The organism is Plantibacter lichenum (assembly GCF_050587525.1).
GTDB lineage: Bacteria > Actinomycetota > Actinomycetes > Actinomycetales > Microbacteriaceae > Plantibacter.
This window is the reverse complement of sequence record NZ_JBOBFT010000005.1, coordinates 134,273-158,062: the sequence shown is the minus strand read 5'-3', so window position 1 is coordinate 158,062 and position 23,790 is coordinate 134,273. Positions and strand designations below refer to the sequence as shown.

The following is a 23,790-nucleotide window of genomic DNA, read 5'->3' as shown; positions in this document are numbered from 1 at the left end:
TGCATTGTGCCGATGTTCCTGAATTGTGCGAACACAGTGGGGTCGACGGGCAGGACGCACTCGGAGCGTCAGTAGACGAAGAACTGCAGGATCGACGGGTTGTGCGAGTGGAGCAGCACGAGGAACAGGACGAAGTCGAACAACAGGTGCACGGTGACGATGTAGCTGAGGGACTTCGTGAGCGTGAACGTCCACCCCTGCACGAGCGCGAACGGGAAGATGATGAAGGGGCCGAACGATCGGAATCCGAGCTCCCAGAGGAACGACGTGAACAGTGCTGCCTGGATGAGATTCGCCTGCCAATCCGGCAGGTGTCGGCGGAGGAGTGCGAAACAGGTGCAGATGAAGAACAGCTCATCCCAGATGCCGAGGGCGTTCGTCCCGAGGAAGAGGCGGAACACCTCGTCGCCCGTCGTCGCGGCCGGCCAGTTCTGGTAGACGCCCGATCGGATGAGGTAGACCGGCAGGATCGCGTATCCGAGGCCGATGACGACGATGAGGTAGCCCCATTCGAGCTTCGTCCAGCTGTGTCCGGTCGCGACGGGGAAGCGGATCGCGTGGTCGCGGAACACGAAGCGTGACAGCAGGTATGGCGTGAGGACGGCGACCGCGAGGGCTGCACCCATCTGGAGCATGTGCGACCAGTCGATGCTCGTGTTGATGGGCACGAGGCTGAGGGCGACGAGGCCGACGGCGATGAGCGACAGATCGCGGAACATCCGTCGGTCCACGAACCAGGCCGCGACGAGGGCGGCAGCGAGCACCGGGTAGCCGGCCAGCGGCATCGCGAACCCGAAGAGGAGGACGCCAGACGCTGCGATGAGCACGCTGACGCCGAGTTTGAGCGCCGGTCGTTCGCGCTGTGCTGGTGTCGCAGTCGCCGACGTCATCGTCGCCCTTCCGTCGTGTGCCCTCATTCTGCCCTGCCCCGTTCCGATGTCGTTTTCACAATTCCGGAACTCTTGGTCGGGAATGCGTATGGCGAGGGCGGCCAGCGGTTGCTTCGTCACTCCTGTCACACGAATTCCGGAATTGTGAACACCAGGGCGGAGGGGAGGGGAGGGGAGGGCGGGAACGCGGAACGGGCGGGATCGGTCGCCCGATCCCGCCCGTTCCCGAGGTGCAGCAGCCCGTTCCCCAGGTGCAGCAGCCTGTTTCGAGGTGCAGCAGCTAGTGGCTGGAGCCCTCCTGCTCGACCTCGCTGCGGTCGCCAGACCACAGCGTGTGGAACGTGCCCTCGATGTCGACGCGCTTGTAGGTGTGCGCACCGAAGAAGTCGCGCTGGCCCTGGACGAGCGCGGCGGGGAGCCGGTCGGCGCGGAGGCCGTCGTAGTACGACAGCGACGAGGAGAATGCGGGCGAGGGGATGCCGGCGTGTGCCGCGGTCGCGACGACCCGGCGCCAGCTGTCCTGCGCCTCGCCGACCGCGTCGCGGAAGTACGGCGCCGTCACGAGGGCGACGAGCTCCGGGTTCTCCGCGTACGCGTCGGTGATGCGGTTGAGGAACTGGGCGCGGATGATGCAGCCGCCGCGCCAGATCTTCGCGATCTCACCCTTCTGGATGTTCCAGTCGTACTCATCCGCGCCGGCGACGATCTCGTCGAAGCCCTGCGAGTAGGCGATGATCTTCGATGCGTAGAGCGCCTTGCGGACGTCTTCGATGAAGGTGTCGGTGTCGTCGACGGTCCAGTCGTCCGACGGGCCGGGGAGGTCCGTCGCGGCCGCGCGCTGGGCGGGCTTCGAGGACAGGGAGCGGGCGAACACGGCTTCGGCGATGCCGGAGACGGGGATGCCGAGGTCGAGGGCCGTCTGCACGGTCCATGCGCCGGTGCCCTTGGCTCCTGCCTGGTCGAGGATGACGTCGACGAGCGGCTTGCCCGTCTTCGCGTCGACCTGCTTGAGGACCTCTGCGGTGATCTCGATGAGGTAGCTCTCGAGTTCGCCGCGGTTCCACTCGGCGAAGATGTCGGCGATCTCGGCCGGCGTCTTGCCGGTGCCGCGGCGGATGAGGTCGTAGGCCTCGGCGATGAGCTGCATGTCGGCGTATTCGATGCCGTTGTGGATCATCTTGACGAAGTGGCCGGCGCCGTCGGTGCCGACGTGCGTGACGCAGGGCTCGCCTTCCGCGACGGCTGCGATCGACTTGAGGATCGGGCCGAGGGTCTCCCACGCTTCGGCGGAGCCGCCCGGCATGATCGACGGTCCTTTGAGGGCGCCTTCCTCGCCGCCGGAGATGCCGGCGCCGACGAAGTTGATGCCGGTCTCGCGGACGGCCTTCTCGCGACGGATGGTGTCGGTGAAGAGCGCGTTGCCGCCGTCGACGATGATGTCGCCCGGCTCGAAGACCTCGGTGAGCTGCTGGATGACGGCGTCGGTGCCCTTGCCGGCCTGCACCATGATGATCGCGGTGCGCGGCTTCTGCAGTGAAGCGGCGAATTCCTCGATGGTGTGCGAGGCGATGAAGCCGGCTTCAGGGTGTTCGCTGGTGAGGAGGTCGGTGCGCTCTGGCGAGCGGTTGTACACGGCGACCGTGTTGCCTTCGCGGCTCGCGAGGTTGCGGGCGAGGTTGCTTCCCATGACGGCGAGGCCGACGACGCCGATGTTGGCTGTCGCCTGGGCGTTGTTCACCATGTGGTTCTCCTTCGATGTGTGGTGGTCCTTGCTGCATCGCCTTCGAGGCGGCAGCAGGCTCCGGGTGACCCTGGTACGGGCACGTTGCAACCGTAGCAAAGCGGTGATGTGACGGGTCGCCTGGAGGGTGGGTGGATGGGCCTCGTGGCCCGGTGTTCAGCTGCTGTTCGCGTTCAGCGGAGCAGCGGGTCGGTGGATGACGAGCTCGACGGGTTTCGCTCCGGGCCGATGGCACGCGTGCCGGTTGTGCGGCGGCGGTTCAGTCGACGACGGTTCGAGGTGGCGTGAGCGAATCGATGTAGGCGCGGGTGACGGAGATGTCCTGGTCGCCGTAGCCTTCCTCGGTGAGTCTTGTGAACTGGTCGAGGAGGGAGTGGAGCTGCGGGGCCGTGGTGCCGGTGCGCTCTGCTTCGATCGTTGCATATGTGAGGTCCTTCACCATGAACTTGGCCGGTCCGGAGGGGCTGTAGTCCTCGTCGACGATGCGCTGCTTGCGGGTCGCGAGGACGCGGCTGCCGGCGTATCCGCCTTCGAGGAGGTCGAACATCGCGCCGACGTCGAGGCCGCTGCGGTCGGCGAGCACGGCTGCTTCGCCGAGAGCCATGATGGTGGAGGCGACGATGATCTGGTTGCAGTACTTGGCGATCTCGCCGGAGCCGAGCGGGCCGAGGTGGACGGGTGTGCCGAAGGTCTCGAGGGTCGACCATGCGGCTTCGACGGGTTGCTTGTCACCGCCGACCATGATCGAGAGGGTGGCGGCCCTCGCCCCGTCCTCGCCGCCGCTCACGGGCGCGTCGATCACGCGGGCGAGGCCTCCGGTGGCTGCGGAGACCCGGCTGTCGAGGTCGCGGACGCCCTGCGCGGACGAGGTGGATCCGATCACGAGGACGGTGGGGGAGTCGATGCCGGCGAGCACGCCGTCCGCGCCGTCGAGGACCTCGTCGACCTGTGGGAGGTCGGGCAGCATGAAGACGATGACGTCCGCTGCGGCGAGCTCGCGGGGTGTTCCGGCCCAGACGGCGCCGGCCTCGAGGAGTTCGGCGGCTCGATCGCGACTGCGGTGGTTCACGAGGACGGTCGCGAGTGGCGTGGGTGGCGTGGGCGCCGGCGTCGGTGACGGGGAGACCGAGCCCGCTGCGGCGAGCAGATTCCGCGTCATGGGGGCGCCCATGGCGCCCAGTCCGATGACTCCGACGGTCGTGGGGAGGGCTGCTCGTGGCCCGCGCTGGCTCGACATGGCAGCAGTCTACCCACAGGACAGCCCACGGAACACTGTTCAACAGAATGAATCGATGGGTAGACTCGATCGGGAACCAGGCCGGTTCGATGAAGAACAGGACACCCACGTGACCCACTCCGCCCAGCGCCTCCGCGTCGTCGTCGCCACTCCGCTCCCCGAGGAGCTCTGCGAGCTCATCGAACGCCTCGAGCCGCGCATCGACCTCGTCCGCGAGCAGGAGCTCCTCCCTCCCATGCGACACCCCGCCGACTTCGCTGGCGATCCGTCGTTCGAACGCAGCCCCTCGCAGCAGGCGGCGTTCGAGGCGCTCGTCGACTCCGCGGAGGTCCTCTACGGCATCCCGGACGTCGATCCCAAGGCGCTCGCCCGCACGGCATCGGCGAATCCGGACCTGCGCTGGGTGCAGATCATGGCGGCCGGGGGCGGTGGCCAGGTGAAGGCTGCGGGGCTCGATGACGCGCAGCTCGAGCGCATCGCCTTCACGACCTCCGCCGGCGTCCACGGCGGTCCGCTGGCCGAGTTCGCCGTCTTCGGGGTGTTCGCGGGCGCCAAGACCCTGCCGAGGCTCCTCCAGCAGCAGCGCGACCACGAATGGACCGGTCGATGGACGATGAGCCAGGTGAGCGAGCAGACCGTTCTCGTGGCCGGGCTCGGTGGCATCGGTCGTGAGGTCGCGGCCAAACTCTCCGCCCTCGGCGCGACGGTCATCGGCACGAGCCGGCACGATGTGTCCGTTCCCGGCGTCTCGCGCATCATCCACCCGGATGCGATCGCCGACGTCGTCGGCGAGGTCGACGCCATCGTCACGACCCTCCCGGGAACCGCCGCCACCGAACGCCTCCTCGGCGAGCAGGTCTTCCAGGCGGTGAAGCCCGGCGTCACGGTCGTCAACGTCGGTCGCGGCACGGTCATCGATGAGGACGCGCTCATCGCGGCGTTGCAGGACGGCCGCGTCGGTTTCGCCGCACTCGACGTCTTCGCGGTGGAACCCCTCGATGCGGCAAGCCCACTGTGGGATCTCCCCAACGTGCTTGTGAGCCCGCACACCGCCGCCCTCAACGGTGCGGAGGAGCGTCTCATCGCGGAACTCTTCGCCGACAATGCGACGCGATTCCTCGACGGTCGTGAGCTGCGGAACCGCGTCGATACGATCGAGTTCTACTAGGCGCACGCCAGCACGGCAGGGCGACCGCGAGCGCAGGACGACGGACGCACGATGACGAACACAGGACGATCATGAGCACAGCAGAGCAGGAACCGACGGCGGAACGGGCTGTGGAGCCGACCTCGGAATCGCAGACGGACCGCGATCCGGCGCCGGCCGTCACCCGGTCGATCCGGATCCTCGGCATCCTTGCGGATGCGCAGGGCAGGCCGATGCCGCTCAGCGACATCGCGCGGGCGATCGGGGCGGCGAAGTCCTCGACGTCCAACCTGTGCGCAGTGCTCGAGGAGTCCGGTCTCATCCAGCGGGTGGATTCCGGGTTCACGCTCGGGCACCGCACGGTCGAGCTCGGCGGTGCGTACCTGCGCTCCTTCGACCAGGTGCGCGAGTTCTACCGGTTCATCGCGTCCTCCGAGTTCCTGAGTCACGAGGTCGTGCAGATCGCGATGCTCGACGGCACGGACGTCCTGTACCTCGCGAGGCATGAGGGGCGGGCGCCGCTCCGGCTCTCGGCGGGCATCGGCGATCGATTCCCGGCTGCCCCGACGGCGGTGGGCAACGCTCTGCTCGCCCATCTGGCGCCAGAGGAGGTCGACAGGCGATTCGCGGACGGCGACCACTTCCCGGTCCGGACGGAGCGCAGCACGACCTCGCTCGAACACCTGCAGGAGAAGCTGGCGCTCGTACGGGAGCGCGGGTACGCGATCGATGACGGTGAGGTCCACCCGGGCGTCTTCGGCATCGCGAGGTGGATCCCGCCGCGGGCGAGCGGTGCGCAACCCCTTGCCATCGGTGCGTCCCTCATGGAGGCTGCCTTGACCCCTGCGGTGCGCGCCGGCATCATCGCCGAGCTCGCGGAGGCGGTCTCGCTGCTGTCCAATCCGATGGTGCTGTCGGGACGGTAGTCGACGCCGGACGGCGGGTCAGACGGCTCATCCATCCGAAATCGTTCAATGTGTTGAACTCTGTTCAGCAGAGTGTTATCTTCGTCTCAGGTGTTCGCCGCCCCACTCGATGGGACCACGCGGCGCCCGATCAGCGCACCGCGCCGTTATCAAAGGAGATGACCATGTCAACGGGTTCAGCAGCCCCCACCGACCTCCGCGGGTCAGACGACCCGGAGTACGTCCGGAACCTCCGTCGGGCCACCCTCGCCAGCTCCGTCGGCAGTGCCCTCGAGTACTACGACTTCGCTCTCTACGGCCTCGCATCGGCCCTCATCTTCGGGCCCCTCTTCTTCCCGGCCCTCGGCCCGGGCGCCGGCATCGCGGCGGGGTTCGCCACCTACGCCGTCGGCTTCTTCGCCCGCCCGTTCGGCGGCCTCTTCTTCGGAGCCCTCGGCGACCGGCTCGGCCGCAAGCTCGTCCTGACGCTCACGATCGGCCTCATGGGCGGCGCATCGACCCTGATCGGCGTCCTCCCGACGGGCGAGCAGATCGGCGTCTGGGCGCCCATCCTCCTGATCCTCCTGCGGATCCTCCAGGGCTTCGGCGCCGGAGCGGAGCAGGCCGGGGCGACCACCCTCATGGCCGAGTACGCACCGGTCCGCAGTCGCGGCTTCTTCTCTGCGCTCCCGTTCGTCGGCATCATGGTCGGCACGATCATGGCCTCGGTCGTGTTCTTCTTCCTTGGCCTCGTGGACCAGCAGATCGTCCACGACTGGCTGTGGCGCATCCCGTTCCTCGCCTCCGTGATCCTTATCGGCGTCGCCCTCTTCATCCGCCTCCGGATGCAGGAGAGCCCCACGTTCATCACGCTCGAAGAACAGGAGGCGGTCTCGAAGAACCCCTTCAAGGAGATCTTCAAGGAGTCCTTCCCCACGATCCTCCGCGGCGTCGGCCTGCGGATGGCGGAGAACGGCGGCTCGGCGATCTACCAGACCCTCGCGGTCGCGTTCATCACGCAGTTCGCCGGCGCCGAGCCGTGGGAGGGGCCGCTCGCCATCGCGCTCGGTGCGCTCATCGGCATCCTCGTCATCCCGTGGGCCGGCGCGCTGTCCGATCGCTTCGGGCGCATGACGATCTACCGCATCGGCGCGATCGTCCAGATCGTCCTCGCCGTCCCCGCCTGGTGGATGCTCGCGAACGGGAATCCCGCGCTCGTCGTCGTGGTCCTCGCCGTCACCTACTCGCTCAGCGTCAACATCATGCTCGGCGCCCAGTGCGCGACGCTGCCCGAGCTCTTCGGCAACCGCCACCGCTACACGGGCGTCGCCATCTCCCGTGAGTTCTCGGCGGTCCTCGCCGGCGGCATCGCGCCCCTCATCGGCGCCCTGCTCCTCGGCTGGTTCTCCGACTCGTGGGTCCCGCTCGCCTGCTACGTGCTCGTGCTCGGCGGCATCACGCTCTGGGCCACCTTCGTCACACCGGAGACGCGCGGTCGCGATCTCAACAAGCTCCACGACGCGATCGATGACTCCCACATCGACGTCACGACGCGCCCCACGCCCACGATGTCGCGCCGCAAGCGCCTCGCTCGATCGGCGGGCTGAGCGGATGCGCATTGCACGGATCTCGACCGCTGACGGCCCGCGCCACGTCGTTCAGGACGGCGACGCCTGGCACGGGATCGCGGACCCGTTCACCGGCTGGGCAGGCGACCCGTTCGTGGGCTCGGCAGGCGGCCCGACGGGCGGCTCGCCCGCCACTGAACCGGCGCGGACGGGGGAGTCGTGGCCCGTCGCGGGTGCAACGCTCCTCAGCCCCGTCGTTCCCACGGTCGTCTTCGGCATGGCGCACAACGGCGGCCCCGCCGATCGAGAACTGCCGCCGCAGGCCTTCCAGAAGTCGGCGCGCACGGTCGCGGGTCCTGGCGACGCGATCGGACTCGACCCGTCGCTCGGAACCGTCAACGTCGAAGGGGAGCTCGCGGTCGTCATCGGTCGGACGAGCCGTTTCCTGACGGCGGACGACGTCCCCGGCGCGATCCTCGGGTACACGATCGCCAACGACGTCACCGCCGTCGACCAGATCCCGTCCGATCACCTCCTCACCCAGGTGAAGAACGGCGATGCGTTCACGCCGATCGGGCCGTGGATCGAGACCGAGTTCGACCCCTCCGACGCGCACATCCTCGTGCGGGTCGGACCGGCCGGGTCCGAGGACGGCGACCTGCCGATCGTTGCGGATGCGACGACCGCCTCCCTCGCCTGGGACGTCACGGAGCAACTCGTCTACCTGACGTCGTTCCTGACGCTCGGTCCAGGCGACATCGTCCTCACCGGTTCGCCGGCGACGTTCGCCCCCATCGTCGCGGGGGAGCGAGCCGTCATCACGATCGACGGGATCGGCACGCTCACGAACCCGACCGCGGTCGCGGGCCGTCCGACCGTCCTCGTCTCAGCCGCCCCCGAATCCAGCACAGGAGTCACCGCATGACCAGCGTCTTCGACCTCACCGGGCGCATCGCCCTCGTCACCGGTTCGAGCCGCGGCATCGGCAGGTCAATCGCGACCGCGCTCGCCGATGCAGGGGCCACGATCGTCCTCAACGGCCTCGACGAGACGCGTTTGGCCGGGGCCGCCGCGGACTTCACGGCCGTCTACGGCGGGGACCGCGTGTTCTCGCGGTCGTTCGACGTCACGGACGACGCGGCCGTCTCGGCGGGGATCGACTGGGTCGAGGAGCACGTCGGACCCATCCGCATCCTCGTCAACAACGCGGGCGTGCAGCACCGCGTGCCGATGCTCGACCTCGCGGTGGAGGACTGGGAACGGGTGATCCGTACCGACCTCACGAGCGCATTCCTCGTCGGACGAGCCGCCGCGAAGCACATGATCCCGCGCGGCCACGGCAAGATCATCAACGTCGCGTCGGTCCAGGCGGACCTCGCCCGTCCCACCATCGCCGCCTACACGGCCGCGAAGGGCGGCATCCGCAACCTCACCCGCGCGATGACGGCCGAGTGGGCCGGAAGCGGTCTGCAGGCGAACGCCATCGCGCCCGGGTACATCCACACCGAGATGACGCAGAACCTCGTCGACGACGAGACCTTCAACGGCTGGATCCTCGGACGGACGCCCGCCGCCAGGTGGGGGACGGTCGAGGACCTCGCCGGTCCCGCCGTGTGGCTCGCCTCGGACGGTTCCGACTACGTGAACGGCCAAACGATCTTCGTCGATGGAGGGATGACCGTTGTCGTCTGAGCAGAGCGGTCCGAGCAGCGCAGCCGGCGGATCCGGCGCCACGGACACGGCGGTCGTCGCCTACGCGGCCGGTGACCTCCGCGTCACCGAGGTCGCGCTCGCCGCGGCGGCGCCAGATGAGGCGGTCGTCGCGGTCGCCTACGGCGGCGTCTGCGGATCCGACCTCCACTACTGGCAGCACGGTGCGGCCGGGGAATCCATCCTGAAAGCTCCCATGATCCTCGGCCACGAGGTCGTCGGCACGGTCGTCGAGGCCGCCGCCGACGGTTCCGGACCCGCCGTCGGCGCCCGCGTCGCCGTGCATCCGGCGACGCCTGGACCCGGGGACGGCTCGCGCTACCCGGCCGACCGGCCGAACCTCTCGCCCGGCTGCACCTACCTCGGCAGCGCTGCACGCTTCCCGCACACCGACGGCGCGTTCTCCAGCAGGGCCGTCCTGCGGGCGGACATGCTGCGCGAGCTGCCGGAGGGCCTGTCGTTGCGAGCCGCAGCGCTCGCCGAGCCCGCCTCGGTCGCCTGGCACGCCGTCAACCGCGCGGGGGACCTCGCCGGCAAACGTGTCCTCGTCATCGGGGCCGGCCCCATCGGCTCGCTCATCGTCGCCGTCGCCAAGCGTGCGGGGGCAGCTGAGATCGTCGCGGTCGACATGTTCGACGCGCCCCTCGCCATCGCCCGTTCCGTCGGTGCGACGAGGACGATCGTCGCGACGGACGCCGATGCCATCGCGCAGGTCGACGCGGACGTCGCGTTCGACTCCTCCGGCAACCACCGTGGCCTCGCTTCCGCAGTGCGCGGCACGACCCGTGGCGGCATCGTCGTCATGGTGGGCCTCCTGCCCTCCGGCGAACAGCCCGCGCTCATCTCGCTCGCGATCACGCGGGAACTCGACCTCCGAGGCTCGTTCCGCTTCGTCGACGAGATCGATGACGTGCTCCAGGCACTCGCCGACGGCTCGCTCGATGCGGACGCGATCGTGACCCATGAGTTCCCCGCGACCGACGCCCTCGAAGCCTTCGCCGTGGCCGCCGACGCGAGCGCGTCCGGTAAGGTCCTCTTGTCGTTCAACCGACCGTCAGACGCGTGACCGACGCATCGACGGACGGGTCGGAAACAATGAAGTGGTCCGCGTGGGCCCTCGCAGAGGAGGTGGCCGCATGAGCGCACCGCTCGTGGTCGTGATGGGAGTGTCCGGTTCGGGCAAGAGCACGACGGGGGTGCTCATCGCCGACCGGCTCGGTGTGCCGTTCGTCGATGCCGACTCGCTGCACTCCATCGCGAACGTCACCAAGATGGCATCGGGCACGCCCCTCGAAGATGCCGATCGGTGGCCGTGGCTGCAGACCGTGGGACGGACGTTCGCCGATGCCGCGGACACCGGCCTCGTCATCGCCTGCTCTGCGCTGAAGCGCGCCTACCGCGAGGCGATCCTCGCGGAAGCGCCCGGCGTCCTGTTCGTGCACCTCCACGGAACGCACGACGTGCTCTCGCGTCGGATGGAAGGCCGCTCCGGGCACTTCATGCCCGCGTCGCTGCTCGACTCGCAGTTCGCGCTCCTCGAGGAACTCGACGCCGATGAACCCGGCTTCGTGGTCGACGTCGACGCGACCGTCGAATCCATCGTCGATGAGGCCGTCTCCGGCATCCAGGCGGTCGAAGCGCACCGCTGAACCGATGGCGCCGGCCGCGCTCTGCGTGCGCCCTGCGCTCACAGGCGGCATGGGGTAGACTCTCCCATTGAACTTCGGCGAGGGATGCAGCCGCACCGGCAGCATCCGTGATCGACGCGGTGGACAAGGCTCCTGGCTTTTCCTCACGCAGATACGCGTTCGAGTTGACACACCAATCCAACGAGCCTTCGGCACACGAGTCGCCGGTTCGCAGCATCGCGCAGGGCCATGCCCACGCGCATCACATTCGGGCCACGGCCCGAGAGGAGAACACCATGTCAGATGACCTCAAGGTCGTCGCGGAGATCCGCGAATCCTTCGGCAAGGGCGCAGCCCGCAAGCTCCGTGCCCTCGGCAAGATCCCCGCCGTCCTGTACGGCCACGGCACCGAACCGCAGCACGTCTCGCTGCCCGGCCACCAGATCGGCCTCATCCTCCGCAAGTCGAACGCCGTCCTCGAGCTCGACATCGAAGGCACCCAGCAGCTCGCCCTCGTGAAGGACGTCCAGAAGGACCCCGTTCGCCAGATCATCGAGCACCTCGACCTCATCGTCGTCAAGAAGGGCGAGAAGGTCACGGTCGACGTCTTCGTGCAGGTCGAGGGCGAGTCCGCTCCCGGCACCATCTCGAACCTCGAGAACACGACCCTCAGCCTCGAGGCCGAAGCGACCCACATCCCGGAGCGCATCATCCTCAGCATCGCCGGCCTCGAAGACGGCGCGCACATCCTCGCGAAGGACGTCGAACTGCCCAAGGGCGCGACGCTCCTGACCGACCCCGAGGCGCTCGTCGTCGCGATCTCCACGCCGTCCGGCTCGGACGAAGAGGACGCCGCTGCTGCAGCTTCCGAGGAAGCCGCAGCCGAATAGTCTCGGTTCACCGTGCATCCGAACCTGTCGCGTCGCCGTCCCCGAGTCTCTCGATGACGGCGCGCGGCAGGTTCGTTCGCGTTGAGTGCACGTCGGTGAGCGCCTCACGCCGGTCATCGTGCCTGTCCCGGTCATCGGGCCTGTCCCGGTTATCGGGCCTGTCCCGGTCATTGAGCCTGTCGAAATGCGCCCGATGAACCTCCTCACCACCTTCAGAACCCGGTTGTCGAACAGGAAGGCCCCCATGGCGGAGAACACGTGGCTCGTCGTCGGACTCGGCAACCCGGGCGAGCAGTACGCACGCAACCGGCACAACGTCGGGCAGATGGTCCTCGACGAACTCGCCAAGCGGATCGGTGCATCGTTCAAGGCGCACAAGGGCAACGCCCGAGTCGCCGAGGGGCGTCTCGTGCCCGGCGGTCCGAAGCTCGTCCTCGGCAAGCCGAACAGCTACATGAACCTCTCAGGCGGCCCCACTGCGGCGCTCGCCTCCTTCTACTCGGTCGACCCGTCGCACGTCATCGTCGTGCACGACGAGCTCGACATCCCCTTCGACTCCCTCAAGCTCAAGCAGGGCGGTGGTCACGGCGGGCACAACGGTGTGCGCGACATCGCCGCGGCCCTCAAGACGCCAGAGTTCATTCGTGTTCGGGTCGGCATCGGTCGGCCTCCCGGTCGGCAGGACGCGGCCGACTTCGTGCTGCGCGACTTCGCCAGCACGGAGCGCGAGCAGTTGCCCGTCCTGATCGCGGATGCGGCCGATGCTGTCGAGCTCGTTGTGAACGACAGCCTCCTCGCTGCGCAGTCCCGGTTCCACGGCGCGTCCTAGCAGCGTCCCTGCCGGTCCCCGAGCCTGTCTGCCCGGTCCCTGAGCCTGTCCCGCCCGGTCCATGGGCCTGTCGTCCCCGGTCCCTGGGCCTGTCGAAGGGTGTGTGGACGGACTGCACTTCGACAAGCTCAGTGACCGGTGCTCGGTGGGCGGTGACCGGTGACCGGTGCCCGGCGTTCGGCTCAGTGACTGGAAGAGTCAGCTCGCGAGGTGGAACGTGCTCGCGAAGCGGTCGAGCAGCTCGCCTCGGCCGCGAAGGACTTCCACAACGCCCGTGTCGATCGCCCGTTGGGGAGCCAGCGACCCCGAGATCAACCGGTGAATTCCGGGCCCCGTCGCGAATCCGAGATCGACGGGCCCGTTCCCGCGGGTCACCTGCAGCGACGATCCGTCCACCCTGATGAGGAGATCGTCGTCTCCGAGACGGGCCCCGTAGGACGTCGACGGCAATTCGGCGGCGATCCGAGAGCGGAAGGCCGTCCGCAGATCGATGATCATCGAATCCGGTGTGATGACCTGTTCGTCGCGCGGATCGCCCATCGCTTTGAACCCCCACGCTCCGAGTGCGATGACCACGGGTTCCAGTTCCCGGCCGTACGGGGTCAACTCGTAGACGATGACGCGCGAACGCGGCGCCCGGCGAATGACGCCGGCCGCCTGCAGTTCCTTGAGCCTCGTCGCCAGGATGTTGCTCGGGATGCGGGGGAGCCCCGCAGCGAGTTCTCCATAGCGGCGCGGTCCGACGAGCAGGTCGCGAACGATGAGCAGCGCCCACCGTTCGCCGACGAGCTCGAGCGCCTGGGTGACGCCGCCGAACTGTCCGTAGTCGCGTACCGCCATCGACCTCAGGCCTGCTGCTCCGCGTAGGCTTCCGGACCCTGCTCTGCCGCCACCGGGTCCATGTAGCCGAACTCGAGGATGTTGCCGTCGGGGTCGGTCAGCTGGCGCTGGTACATGAAGCCATAGTCGGTGGGGTCCTGCGCCTCCGAGCCGCCGGCTGCGAGTCCTGCGGTGACGCTGGAGTCGACGAGTTCGCGGGTGTCGAGGAAGATCGCGGTCGCGACCGACACATTGACCGACGGGTCGCCGATCGGGCGTTCGCTGAAGGTCTGGAAGTAGTCGCGGACGAGGAGCATGAACGCGCTGTGGTTCTCCTCGACGACAACGCAGGCCGCATTGTGGTCGGTGAACTTGGGGTTCACGGTGAAGCCGATGGCCGTGTAGAACGCTTTCGAGCGTTCGAGGTCGGTCACGGGCAGGTTGACGAACATCATGGTGGTCATCGTGGTCTCCTTGTCAGCGGTGTGTCACCGGTCCACGTGATCGCCCGATCGTCGGTGCTGTGTGGACTGCTGCTAACACTTGCAAAAAACAAGTGACGCGTCAAGACCGATTTCCGGTCCTCGTGGCATCGCTGTGCGTCATGGCTCCGTGACCCTCGGCGCCTGCACGGGGACGTCGTCGCCGCCGAACTCGATGGGGAAGCCGCTGTCGGCGCATCGCTTGCCGATGTCGTCGCGTCCGTTGATCCAGGACTCCTGGTACCTGCGCCGTTCGAGGGTGGTGCTCGCGTTCCATGCCGACTCGAAGCTCGCGTTGGCAATGCCATGTCGTACACGTCCCTCGGGCGTCCGCGGATCGGTGGACTGGGATGGTCTCCCTGCGGACCGGTCGTGCTGCGGAGGAGCTCAGCGGGCGTAGCGGGCGAGGAGGAGGCCCTCGGCCTCGAGGAGGTGCGCGAGACGGAGGCGACGCGGTGAGGGGGAGGCGTCACCGGACGCGATGCGCATGCCCTCACCGCCGACGAGCGTCGGGCTGATCGTGAGGCAGAGTTCGTCGACGACGTCGTCGCGGATGAAGGAACCGAACAGGCTGGGGCCGCCCTCGCAGAGGATCTGGGGGAGGCCACGTTCGACGAGCGCGGCGATGGCGCGCGCCGGGTCCACGTGCTCGTCGCCGCAGTCGATGATGTCGGAAACCTCTTCGAGCGCCGTTCGACGGGCGGTGTCGGCCGACGTCGCGGCGAGGACGATCGGCCGCACGGGAGCCTTCTGGAAGATGTCCGAGGATGGATCGAGGTCGAGTCGGCCGGAGACGAGGGCGAACACGGGGTGCGGTGGGAGCCCGTGTGCTTCGCGCCATGCGGCGGCATCCGGTTCGAGTCGCATCGCGCCGTAGCCTTCCGTCCGCACGGTTCCGGCGCCCACGAGGACGACGTCGGCGAGCCGCCGAAGCACGTCGAACACGAGCTTGTCGGCCGGACCGCCGAGCCCGCCGGAGACCCCGTCGACGGTCGCGGAGCCGTCGAGGCTCGTGACGAAGTTGACGCGGACGGTCGGCGCGCCGCGGTCGGCCGGCGCGTAGGCGTCGATGATGCCGTCGAGGTCGAGCCGGACGCCGCCGCCCGGCAGGAGGCGGGTGATCGTGGGTGAGCCGGTCACGGTGGTTCCTTCCGTCTGCTCCAGCGTACGGGGCACTTCGACAAGCTCAGTGACCGGATCCGCTCAGTGACCGGATCCGCACCCGGTCCCTGAGCCTGTCGAAGGGGCCCTCCCGAGCCGAACCGCCTACAGGTTGTGCTTCGGGTCGATCGGATCGCGGAAGCCGAGGATCGCCTCGGTCATCCGGACCGCCGCGATCGACTCCCGGACGTTGTGCATCCGCACGATCCGCGCGCCCAGCATGATGCAGACGGTCGCGGCTGCGAGTGATCCCTCGAGCCGTTCCGTCTTCGGTCTGCCGAGGGATTCGCCGATGAAGTCCTTGTTGGAGACCGCCGCGAGCGTCGGGTAGCCGAGCGAGGTGATCTCCGACAGCCGTCTCGTGAGTTCGAGCGTCTGCACGGTGTTCTTGTTGAGGTCGTGTCCCGGATCGATGATGATGCGTTCCGCGGGCACGCCGCGCTCGATCGCGAACGCCACGCGCTCGGTGAGGAATCCGGCGACCTCCGCAGCGATGTCGTCGTAGTGGGGGCGCGGGTGCGGCTTGCGCGGTTCGGCCAGGCTGTGGGTCACGATGAGCGTGGCGTCCGTGCCCGCGACGACGTCGGCGATCGCGGGATCGTGGATGCCCGTGGTGTCGTTCACGACCGATGCGCCGGCCGCGATGCACGCCGCGGCGACCTCTGGACGGAAGGTGTCGACGGAGATGACGACGTCGCTCGCGGCCGCGACGGCCCCGACGACGGGGAGCACCCGATCGAGTTCCTCCGCCGCGGAGATCTCCGGGCCGGGAGCGAACTTCGCGCCGCCGATGTCGATCCAGTCCGCTCCGTCCTCGGCTGCACGGAGAGCGGCTGCGACGGCCGCGTCGAGGGCGAATGTCGAGCCCTGGTCGAAGAAGGAGTCCGGGGTGCGGTTGATGATCGCCATGACCGCGACCTGGCGGGAGAAGTCGAAGGTGCGCCCGCCGATCCGCCGGGCAGGGTGGTCGAGCTCCGGGAGGACGTATCCGGCGGGGCTCGTGGTGGTCGTCATGGTTCCATCATCGAGCCTCTGGCCCCTCCTCTGCGCTGCCACACAGCCAATTCTCGACGAACCCGGGGTTGTGCAGCGCGATGCGCTCGCGCGTGCGCCGTGCCACGTTGCGAGCGCGGGTGCGGTCCAGCCCGCGCTGGCGGGCCAGACCCGCGCTCGCGCGAGCGCATCGCGCTGACCCGAACACGGAGGCCCGCACGCACATCGCCCTGGGCGTAACGCCACGGGAACGCCGTGTCGGTGGGTCCGCGTAGGCTGTGATGGTGACGCTTCAGGGTTTGACTCACGCGCTTTCGCGCGCCTCCACGATGGACGATGCCCTCGCGTACGCGGGCAAGAGCGCCGACTTCTCGGTGATCGACGGACTCAGGGCACCGCTCCTGGCGTCGCTCATCGACGAACGCGGCAGGCAGGGATCGCTGCAGGCGGCCCTCGTTGTCACCTCGACGGGACGTGACTCCGAAAGCCTCCGCGCATCGCTCGCGGCCCTCATGCCACACGCGGAGATCGTCGAGTTCCCCGCCTGGGAGACCCTCCCGCACGAGCGCCTCAGCCCGAGCGCCGAGATCGTCGGTCGTCGCATCGAAGCGCTGCACAGACTCAAGAACTGGGACGGCAAGCAGCCCTTCCTCCTCGTCGCCTCCGTCCGCGCAGCGCTGCAGCCGGTCGCGGAGAACCTCACCGACATCCCGCCGATCGAGCTCGTCCAGGGCGGCAGGGGCCACGACCTGCAGGCCATCGCCGGTCAGCTCGTCGACCTCGCGTACGCCCGTGTCGACATGGTGTCCCGCCGTGGCGAATTCGCCCTGCGCGGCGGCATCCTCGACGTCTTCCCGCCTGTTGCGGACCACCCGTACCGGGTCGAGTTCTTCGGCGATGAAGTGGACCAGATCCGTGCGTTCTCCGTCGCCGACCAGCGATCGATGCCAGAGCCGGTCGAGGGCGTGAGCCTGCCGCCCAGCCGCGAGCTGCTCCTCAACGACGCCGTCCGGCAGCGTGCGGCGGAAATGCTGCACGAGTTCCCGAGCCTCTCGTCGATCCTGGAGAAGATCTCGGAGGGCATCGCCGTCGAAGGCATGGAGTCGCTGACGCCCGCGCTCGTGGATCGTCTGGTCCCGATCACCCACTACCTGCCGGACGGCGCGGCCGTCGCGATCATGTCGCCCGAGCGCGTCGTGACCCGCTCCATCAGCCTCGCAGAGACGAACCGCGAGTTCCTCTCGGCCGCGTGGAGCGCCGCGACGGTCGGTGCGCAGGCGCCCATCGACCTCGCATCCGGCGACTTCATCACGCTCGGGCAGCTGCGCGACTCCGTCACGTACAGTGCTCCGGGCCAGCCCCACCCCGACCACCCGTGGTGGACGTTCAGCGGCTTCCGTTCCGGTCCGGACGAACCGCTGCCGGAGGAGCTCGAACTCGACGAATTACTCACGGTCAACGTCGGCGGCGAACCGGTCCCGGCGTTCCACGGCAACGTCGAGGGTGCCATCGAGCATGTCGCCGCTCGTATCCACGACGGCTGGACGGTCGTCGTCGCGGCCCGTGGCGTCGGGCTCGTGGAGCGTGCGGCGGACGTCCTCGCCGAGCACGAGATCGCGGCGCGCATCGTCCCGGAACTGCCTGATGCGTTCGAAGCCGGTGTCGTGTACCTGTTGCAGGCCGACGTCGAGGCAGGGTTCGAGCTGTCGGAATCGAAGCTCGCGCTGCTCGGCGAGACCGAGTTCTACGGGCGCACGGCCGGCTACGACGCGCGTCTCGTCAAGAAGCTCGCGACGCGTCGGAAGAACGTCGTCGATCCGATGCAGTTGAAGGCGGGCGACTTCGTCGTGCACCAGACGCACGGCATCGGCAAGTTCCTGGAGATGAGTCAACGCGAGGTCTCGAGCGGTGGTCGGAACCCCGTGAAGAGCACCCGTGAGTACCTCGTCCTCGAGTACGCGCCGTCGAAGCGCGGCCATCCGGGCGACAAACTCCTCGTCCCCACCGATCAGCTCGACCTCCTCACCCGCTACGTCGGCGGTGAGGCGCCGGCCCTCAGCAAGATGGGCGGCAGCGATTGGTCGCAGGCGAAGAGCAAAGCGCGCAAGGCGGTCCGCGACATCGCCGTCGAGCTCGTCAAGCTCTATTCGGCGCGGATGGCGTCGAAGGGGCACGCGTTCGGCCCGGACACCCCGTGGCAGCGAGAGCTGGAGGAGGCGTTCCCGTTCGCGGAGACGCCGGATCAACTCCAGACCATCGATGAGGTCAAAGCGGACATGGAGCGCGCCATCCCGATGGACCGCCTGTTGTCCGGCGACGTCGGCTTCGGCAAGACCGAGGTCGCCGTCCGTGCCGCGTTCAAGGCCGTTCAGGACGGCAAGCAGGTGGCGATGCTCGTCCCGACGACCCTGCTCGTCAAGCAGCATTTCGAGACGTTCCAGGAACGATTCGCCGGCTTCCCCATCCACCTGCGCCCCCTCAGCCGGTTCCAGACCGACAAGGAGGCCAAGGAGACGCTCGCCGGCCTCACCGACGGCACGGTCGACGTCATCATCGGCACCCACCGTCTGCTGACGGACAAGATCCAGTTCAAGGACCTCGGCCTCGTCATCATCGACGAGGAGCAGCGGTTCGGCGTCGAGCACAAGGACGCCCTCAAGAAGCTGAAGACGAACGTGGACATCCTCGCGATGAGCGCCACCCCCATCCCGCGCACCCTGGAGATGGCGGTCACGGGCATCCGTGAGATGTCGACGCTCGCGACCCCGCCGGAGGACCGTCACCCGATCCTCTCCTTCGTGGGTCCGTACAACGACAAACAGGTCTCCGCCGCGATTCGTCGTGAGCTGCTCCGTGAAGGGCAGATCTTCTTCGTCCACAACAGGGTGTCGTCGATCAGCCGGGTGGCCGCGCAGATCGCGGAGCTCGTGCCGGAAGCACGCGTCGCGATCGCTCACGGGCAGTTGGGGGAGGCGGCGCTCGAGCAGGTCGTCGTCGACTTCTGGGAGCGCAAGTTCGACGTGCTCGTCTGCACGACGATCATCGAGACCGGTCTCGACATCTCGAACGCCAACACGATCATCATCGACCGCGCTGACAAGTACGGCTTGAGCCAGCTGCACCAGCTGCGAGGTCGTGTGGGCCGTGGTCGGGAGCGCGCCTATGCGTACTTCCTGTACGACGAGCACAAGCCGCTGTCGGAGACGGCGCACGACCGCTTGTCGACGATCGCCGCGAACAACGAGCTCGGCAGCGGCATGCAGGTCGCGCTCAAGGACCTCGAGATCCGCGGCGCCGGCAACATGCTCGGCGGCGAGCAGGCCGGGCACATCGCCGGCGTCGGCTTCGACCTCTACCTGCGGATGATCGGGGAGGCCGTGTCGACGTTCCGCGGCGACGTGGCGGAGGGGCAGACGGAACTGCGGCTGGAACTGCCGGTCGATGCGCACATCCCAGAGGACTACGTCGACAGCGAGCGGTTGCGCCTCGAGGCGTACCAGAAGCTCTCGGCGGCGTCCGCTCCGGCGGCGAAGGACGGTCAGATCGATCTCGTGATCGAGGAGCTGACGGACCGGTACGGCGAACCGCCGGCGCAGGTCACGAACCTCGTCGCGGTCTCACGTCTCCGTCAGCGCTCGCAGAAGTCGGGGCTCAGCGAGGTCGTCGCGATGGGCAGCAACTTGCGTGTTGCGCCTGCGGACCTGCCGGACTCCATTCAGGCACGACTTCGGCGCATGTACCCGGGGGCCAAGTACCTGTCGCAGGCGAACGCTCTCGTGGTCCCCATGCCGCGTGTGAACGACGAGGCGTTGCCGGACGCAGACCTGATCGACTGGGTGCACCAGTTCCTGACGGCGATCTTCCCGTTGCCCGAGGTCGTGCACGAGCAGCAGTAGCCGTGGTCGGGGCCTGGAGCGGTCCTGGTCCCTGAGCTTGTCGAAGGGCACTCCGCCTGGGTGCCGAGCTTGTAGAAGGGCACTTCGACAGGCTCAGTGACCGGCGGGCTCAGTGACCGACAGGCTCGGTGACCGACAGTCTCAATGACTGAGGCGGAAGCGTCCTACGCCTCGACCTCGGCACGCTTCCCGCGGCGGTACTGCGCGGCGAGACGGCTCACCAGGATGCCCGAGAGCACGATCGAGATGCCCGAGCCGAGGAGCACGGCGAGCGTGCCCTCGTTGCGGATGAGCGGGTCGTCGGCGAATGCCAGGTCGTTCATGAGCAGCGACACGGTGAACCCGATTCCGCCGAGCGCGCCCGCGGTCAGGAGCCCCATGAAGCTGATCTCCGGTTTCGAGGATCGTGGTCCGACGAAGGTGCCGATCCACCCGCCGAGACCGATACCGATGATCTTGCCGACGGGCAGCGCCACGATGATCGCCCAGAACGGCGCGCTCAGCTCATCGATCGGCAGGTTGGGGATGGCGACGAGTGCCGCAGAGAACGCGAAGAGCGGCAGGACGACGCCGTTCGTGAACGGTTCGAGCGTGTGCCGCAGGTGCATGGCGGGGCGGTGTTTCATCGCGAGTCCGAGGGCGACGCCGGCGATCGTCGCGTGGACGCCGGACTGCGCGACGAGCCCCCACGTCACGAGGGCGAGCGGCACCATCAGGATGCCGGCGGGGATGCGCCACCGGCCGCCGAGCAGGCGGCTGAGGAGTCCGAACGCGGCGACGGTGAGCACGGCGATGCCGAGCAGGATGAGCTCGGGCTGTTCCGTGAAGAAGACGGCGATGATGATGATCGCGATGATGTCGTCGAGGATCGCGAGTGCGAGGAGGAAGATGCGCAGTCGGCTGGGGAGGCCTTTGCCGAAGACGGCGAGGACCCCGAGGGCGAACGCGATGTCCGTCGCGGTGGGGATCGGCCAGCCCTGCTGGTAGTCGCTGCCCGCGGTGATCGCGAGGAAGACGAGCGCGGGGACGATGACGCCGCCGAGCGCCGCGATGGCTGGCCGGATCGCTTTCGAGACGGTGTTGAGTTCCCCGGCGACGAGTTCGTGCTTCAATTCGATCGCGGCGACGAAGAAGAAGACCGCGAGCAGTCCGTCGCTGATCCAGTGGCCGATCGAGAGGTCGAGCGGGGTGCCGGGAACGGCGAGGTGGAACGCCTGGACGGCGAAGGCGCCGTCGGCGAGTGGGGAGTTCGCGATCACGAGGCCGAGGGCGGCTCCCAGGAGGAGCAGCATCGCGGCGACGCGTTCGGATCGGACAAAGCTCATGGGGCTCCTGATCGGGCTGGCCGCAGCAGGTGCGGTGTCTTTCGGGTCGTTGCAGTCATCGTCGACCAGACTTCCCGACACACCAGCCTCCAGCATATCCTGCGCCCCCGACGAACCCCTCCGTGTGTCGTCAGCTGTGTGTCGTCAGCGCGATGCGCTCACGGATGAACCGGGCGGATGCCCGAGTCCGCGGGTACGCTGGGACGGACGGCGAAGTCGAGTTGGAGGACTCTTATGGCGAGCACCACGGCACAGGCGGCATCGGACGGCGCGAAGCCGACGGCACGGACGAAAGCAGCCTCGACCAAGGCAGCCTCGACCAGCACCAGCGAAGCGAAGGCCAGTGATGCGAAGGCTATCCCGGCCCCTCCAATGAAGGCGACCGAACCCCTCATCGACCACCACGCGATCGCTTCAGCGGCAGTCACAGGCCTCCGCCGGACCTTCGACCGCGGGACGACCAAGCCCTACGACTGGCGTATCCGCCAACTGAAAGCGCTCAAGCAGCTCCTCCTCGAACGAGGCGATGAGCTCGAACGCGCGCTCCACACCGATCTCGCGAAGAACGGCACGGAGACGCAACTCACCGAGATCGGCTTGATCGTCGGAGAGCTCGACCACACGCTCCGCCACCTGCGCGGCTGGCTCCGACCGAGTCGCGTGCCCGTCCCCCTCGCGCTCGCGCCCGCGACCGCGAAGGTCGTACCGGAACCCGTCGGCGTCGCCCTCGTCATCGGGCCGTGGAACTACCCGGTCCAGCTGTGCCTCGGTCCCGTCATCGGTGCCATCGCGGCCGGCAACAGCGTGCTCCTCAAACCGAGCGAACTCGCCCCGGCCACGAGCACAGCGCTCGCCAGGCTCCTGCCGGAGTACCTCGACGACCGCGCCGTCGTCGTGTTGGAGGGCGGGCACGAGATCGTGACGGCGCTTCTGGAGGAACGCTTCGACCACATCTTCTACACGGGCAGCGGCGCCGTCGGACGCATCGTGGCGAGGGCAGCCGCAGAGCACCTGACCCCGGTCACCCTCGAACTCGGCGGAAAGTCGCCCGTCTACGTCGACGACACCGTCGACCTGGCCGACGCGGCCCGACGCATCGTGTGGGGCAAGCTCCTGAACGCCGGACAGACCTGCGTCGCCCCCGACTACCTCCTCGCGACCCGTTCCGTCGCCGATCGCCTCCTCCCGTACCTGCGCGATGCCATCCACGAGTTCTACGGGGAGGACCCGTCGACGAGCGCCGACTACGGCCGCATCGTCAACGAACGCCACCACGCGCGAATCTCGGGCCTCCTCGACGGGCTCACCCCCGCCATCGGCGGCGAGACCGATGCCGAGGATCGCTACATCGCGCCGACGGTCGTGAACGGCGTCGACCCCTCGGCCGAGATCATGCAGCAGGAGATCTTCGGCCCCGTCCTCCCGATCGTGCACGTCTCGGGGCTCGAACAGGCGATCGCCCACATCCGCGCCGGCGACAAGCCGCTCGCGCTCTACGTCTTCAGCGATGACGCGGAGACGCGCCGTCGGTTCACGAGGGACACATCGTCCGGAGCGCTCGCCTTCGGGGTCCCCGCCGCGCACCTGCTTGTGCCTGGCCTGCCCTTCGGCGGCGTGGGGGAGAGCGGCATGGGCCGCTACCACGGCAAGTACTCCTTCGACGCGTTCACCCACGAGAAGGCCGTGCTCAGCAAGCCGCTCGCACCGGACACGATGTCGCTCATCTACTCGCCGTACACGCAGACGAGGGACCGCATCGTCCGCATCATCGCCCGCACCGGGCTGCGGGAACGCGGTACCGCCAAGTGAGCGGTGCCGCACCGGACGGAGACACCTCGGTCGCACGGCTCGTCGATTCGATGCGCCAGATCCGCGATCGATGCGTGTGGACGCAGGGGATCGACCACGCGGAGCTCGTGCCCTACCTCATCGAGGAGAGTTACGAACTCGTCGAGGCGGTCGAGGCCGGGACCCGGCAGGAGCTCATCGAGGAACTCGGCGACGTCCTGTGGCAGGTCGTGTTCCACGCGGAGATCGCGTCACGCGACCTCGACGAACCGTTCGACTTCGACGATGTGGCGGAGGCGGTGACGGCGAAGATGGTGCGTCGGCACCCGCACGTCTTCGGTGACGAGGTGGCCCTGACGCCCGAGGACGTCGTGCGGGTGTGGAATGCGGCGAAGTCGGCCGAGAAGTCGACGCGCACGAGTGTGCTCGACGGGATCCCGCAGGCGATGCCGTCGCTCGCGCTCGCCGACAAGGTACTCGGTCGTGCGGCGAAGGTCGGGGTCGAGGCACCGGTGGTCGGCGATACCGCGGGGATGGTTCCGGAGGACGAGGACGCGCTCGGTGCGCAGCTTCTCGCGCTCGTCGCCGAGGCGCGCGGTCGCGGGCTCGATGCGGAGCGGGCGCTTCGTGGCGCCCTTCGCGCTCTGCAGCGCGACATCGGTGTTGCCGAAGGCGATTCGTCGGTCTCAGTGACGGGCGAGGGCACTTCGACAGGCTCAGTGACCGGTGACTCCGGTCCTTGAGCCGCACCCCGGTCCTTGAGCCGCACTCCGGTCCCTGA

At 68.3% G+C, this 23,790-nt stretch carries 20 protein-coding genes; 12 read left to right on the top strand and 8 right to left on the bottom strand.

Annotation, left to right across the window (positions count from 1 at the left end):
• Positions 1-68 precede the first annotated feature (68 nt).
• The 3 genes from ACQ3HB_RS08905 to ACQ3HB_RS08895 all read right to left on the bottom strand — a co-directional run bounded on the left by ACQ3HB_RS08905 (position 69) and on the right by ACQ3HB_RS08895 (position 3,868).
• The gene (locus ACQ3HB_RS08905; RefSeq protein ID WP_430919607.1) at positions 69-890 is read right to left on the bottom strand and encodes a CPBP family glutamic-type intramembrane protease; all 822 of its coding nucleotides are present in this window, start codon (positions 888-890) and stop codon (positions 69-71) included.
• Positions 891-1,170: 280 nt separating this feature from the next.
• Positions 1,171-2,631: an NADP-dependent phosphogluconate dehydrogenase gene (gndA, locus tag ACQ3HB_RS08900; protein ID WP_430919605.1), complete on the bottom strand. Its 1,461-nt coding sequence runs from the start codon at positions 2,629-2,631 to the stop codon at positions 1,171-1,173.
• A 259-nt stretch (positions 2,632-2,890) separates the two neighbouring features.
• Complete coding sequence (locus tag ACQ3HB_RS08895) at positions 2,891-3,868, bottom strand: NAD(P)-dependent oxidoreductase (RefSeq protein WP_430919603.1); 978 nt, start codon at positions 3,866-3,868, stop codon at positions 2,891-2,893.
• A gap of 55 nt (positions 3,869-3,923) precedes the next feature.
• Between ACQ3HB_RS08895 and ACQ3HB_RS08890 the strand changes: the two genes are divergently transcribed.
• The 9 genes from ACQ3HB_RS08890 to pth all read left to right on the top strand — a co-directional run bounded on the left by ACQ3HB_RS08890 (position 3,924) and on the right by pth (position 12,545).
• Positions 3,924-5,036 (top strand): D-2-hydroxyacid dehydrogenase, encoded by a 1,113-nt coding sequence (locus tag ACQ3HB_RS08890; RefSeq protein WP_430919601.1) that lies wholly within the window; start codon positions 3,924-3,926, stop codon positions 5,034-5,036.
• 71 nt (positions 5,037-5,107) lie between these two features.
• Positions 5,108-5,941 carry an IclR family transcriptional regulator gene (locus ACQ3HB_RS08885; RefSeq protein WP_430919599.1) on the top strand — a complete coding sequence of 278 codons (834 nt, stop codon included), beginning with the start codon at positions 5,108-5,110 and terminating at the stop codon, positions 5,939-5,941.
• Between the two features lie 164 nt (positions 5,942-6,105).
• Positions 6,106-7,527: an MFS transporter gene (locus tag ACQ3HB_RS08880; RefSeq protein ID WP_430919597.1), complete on the top strand. Its 1,422-nt coding sequence runs from the start codon at positions 6,106-6,108 to the stop codon at positions 7,525-7,527.
• Positions 7,528-7,531: 4 nt separating this feature from the next.
• Complete coding sequence (locus tag ACQ3HB_RS08875; RefSeq protein WP_430919595.1) at positions 7,532-8,413, top strand: fumarylacetoacetate hydrolase family protein; 882 nt, start codon at positions 7,532-7,534, stop codon at positions 8,411-8,413.
• On the top strand, positions 8,410-9,180 hold the full coding sequence (locus tag ACQ3HB_RS08870) for an SDR family oxidoreductase (protein WP_430919593.1): 771 nt from the start codon (positions 8,410-8,412) through the stop codon (positions 9,178-9,180). The genes ACQ3HB_RS08875 and ACQ3HB_RS08870 overlap by 4 nt, the downstream gene beginning before the upstream one ends.
• Positions 9,170-10,264: an L-idonate 5-dehydrogenase gene (locus ACQ3HB_RS08865; RefSeq protein ID WP_430919591.1), complete on the top strand. Its 1,095-nt coding sequence runs from the start codon at positions 9,170-9,172 to the stop codon at positions 10,262-10,264. Before ACQ3HB_RS08870 ends, ACQ3HB_RS08865 begins: the two co-directional genes overlap by 11 nt.
• 70 nt (positions 10,265-10,334) lie before the next feature.
• A complete protein-coding gene (locus ACQ3HB_RS08860) occupies positions 10,335-10,847 on the top strand; it encodes a gluconokinase (RefSeq protein ID WP_430919590.1) in 513 nt (170 codons plus the stop codon).
• 275 nt (positions 10,848-11,122) lie between these two features.
• Positions 11,123-11,716, top strand: coding sequence for a 50S ribosomal protein L25/general stress protein Ctc (locus tag ACQ3HB_RS08855; protein ID WP_430919589.1), 594 nt, complete (start codon positions 11,123-11,125; stop codon positions 11,714-11,716).
• 244 nt (positions 11,717-11,960) lie between these two features.
• The gene (pth, locus tag ACQ3HB_RS08850) at positions 11,961-12,545 is read left to right on the top strand and encodes an aminoacyl-tRNA hydrolase (RefSeq protein WP_430919588.1); all 585 of its coding nucleotides are present in this window, start codon (positions 11,961-11,963) and stop codon (positions 12,543-12,545) included.
• Between the two features lie 198 nt (positions 12,546-12,743).
• Here pth and ACQ3HB_RS08845 read toward each other — a convergent pair whose 3' ends face one another.
• The 4 genes from ACQ3HB_RS08845 to folP form a co-directional block, all read right to left on the bottom strand.
• On the bottom strand, positions 12,744-13,385 hold the full coding sequence (locus ACQ3HB_RS08845; RefSeq protein WP_430919586.1) for a winged helix-turn-helix transcriptional regulator: 642 nt from the start codon (positions 13,383-13,385) through the stop codon (positions 12,744-12,746).
• Between the two features lie 5 nt (positions 13,386-13,390).
• On the bottom strand, positions 13,391-13,828 hold the full coding sequence (locus ACQ3HB_RS08840; RefSeq protein ID WP_430919585.1) for a VOC family protein: 438 nt from the start codon (positions 13,826-13,828) through the stop codon (positions 13,391-13,393).
• A 405-nt stretch (positions 13,829-14,233) separates the two neighbouring features.
• Entirely contained in the window at positions 14,234-14,986 is a 753-nt protein-coding gene (locus ACQ3HB_RS08835; RefSeq protein ID WP_430919584.1) for a pyrimidine reductase family protein, read from the bottom strand.
• Between the two features lie 126 nt (positions 14,987-15,112).
• Positions 15,113-16,021 (bottom strand): dihydropteroate synthase, encoded by a 909-nt coding sequence (folP, locus tag ACQ3HB_RS08830; protein ID WP_430919583.1) that lies wholly within the window; start codon positions 16,019-16,021, stop codon positions 15,113-15,115.
• 263 nt (positions 16,022-16,284) lie between these two features.
• Between folP and mfd the strand changes: the two genes are divergently transcribed.
• Positions 16,285-19,896 (top strand): transcription-repair coupling factor, encoded by a 3,612-nt coding sequence (mfd, locus tag ACQ3HB_RS08825; protein ID WP_430919582.1) that lies wholly within the window; start codon positions 16,285-16,287, stop codon positions 19,894-19,896.
• 164 nt (positions 19,897-20,060) lie between these two features.
• Here mfd and nhaA read toward each other — a convergent pair whose 3' ends face one another.
• Positions 20,061-21,221, bottom strand: a complete 1,161-nt coding sequence (nhaA, locus tag ACQ3HB_RS08820) for a Na+/H+ antiporter NhaA (protein ID WP_430919580.1) — start codon at positions 21,219-21,221, stop codon at positions 20,061-20,063.
• Between the two features lie 372 nt (positions 21,222-21,593).
• On the opposite strand from nhaA, the gene ACQ3HB_RS08815 reads away from it, so the two are divergent.
• Positions 21,594-23,030, top strand: a complete 1,437-nt coding sequence (locus tag ACQ3HB_RS08815; RefSeq protein WP_430919772.1) for an aldehyde dehydrogenase family protein — start codon at positions 21,594-21,596, stop codon at positions 23,028-23,030.
• Entirely contained in the window at positions 23,027-23,752 is a 726-nt protein-coding gene (locus tag ACQ3HB_RS08810; RefSeq protein ID WP_430919579.1) for a nucleoside triphosphate pyrophosphohydrolase, read from the top strand. Before ACQ3HB_RS08815 ends, ACQ3HB_RS08810 begins: the two co-directional genes overlap by 4 nt.
• Positions 23,753-23,790: the final 38 nt, after the last annotated feature.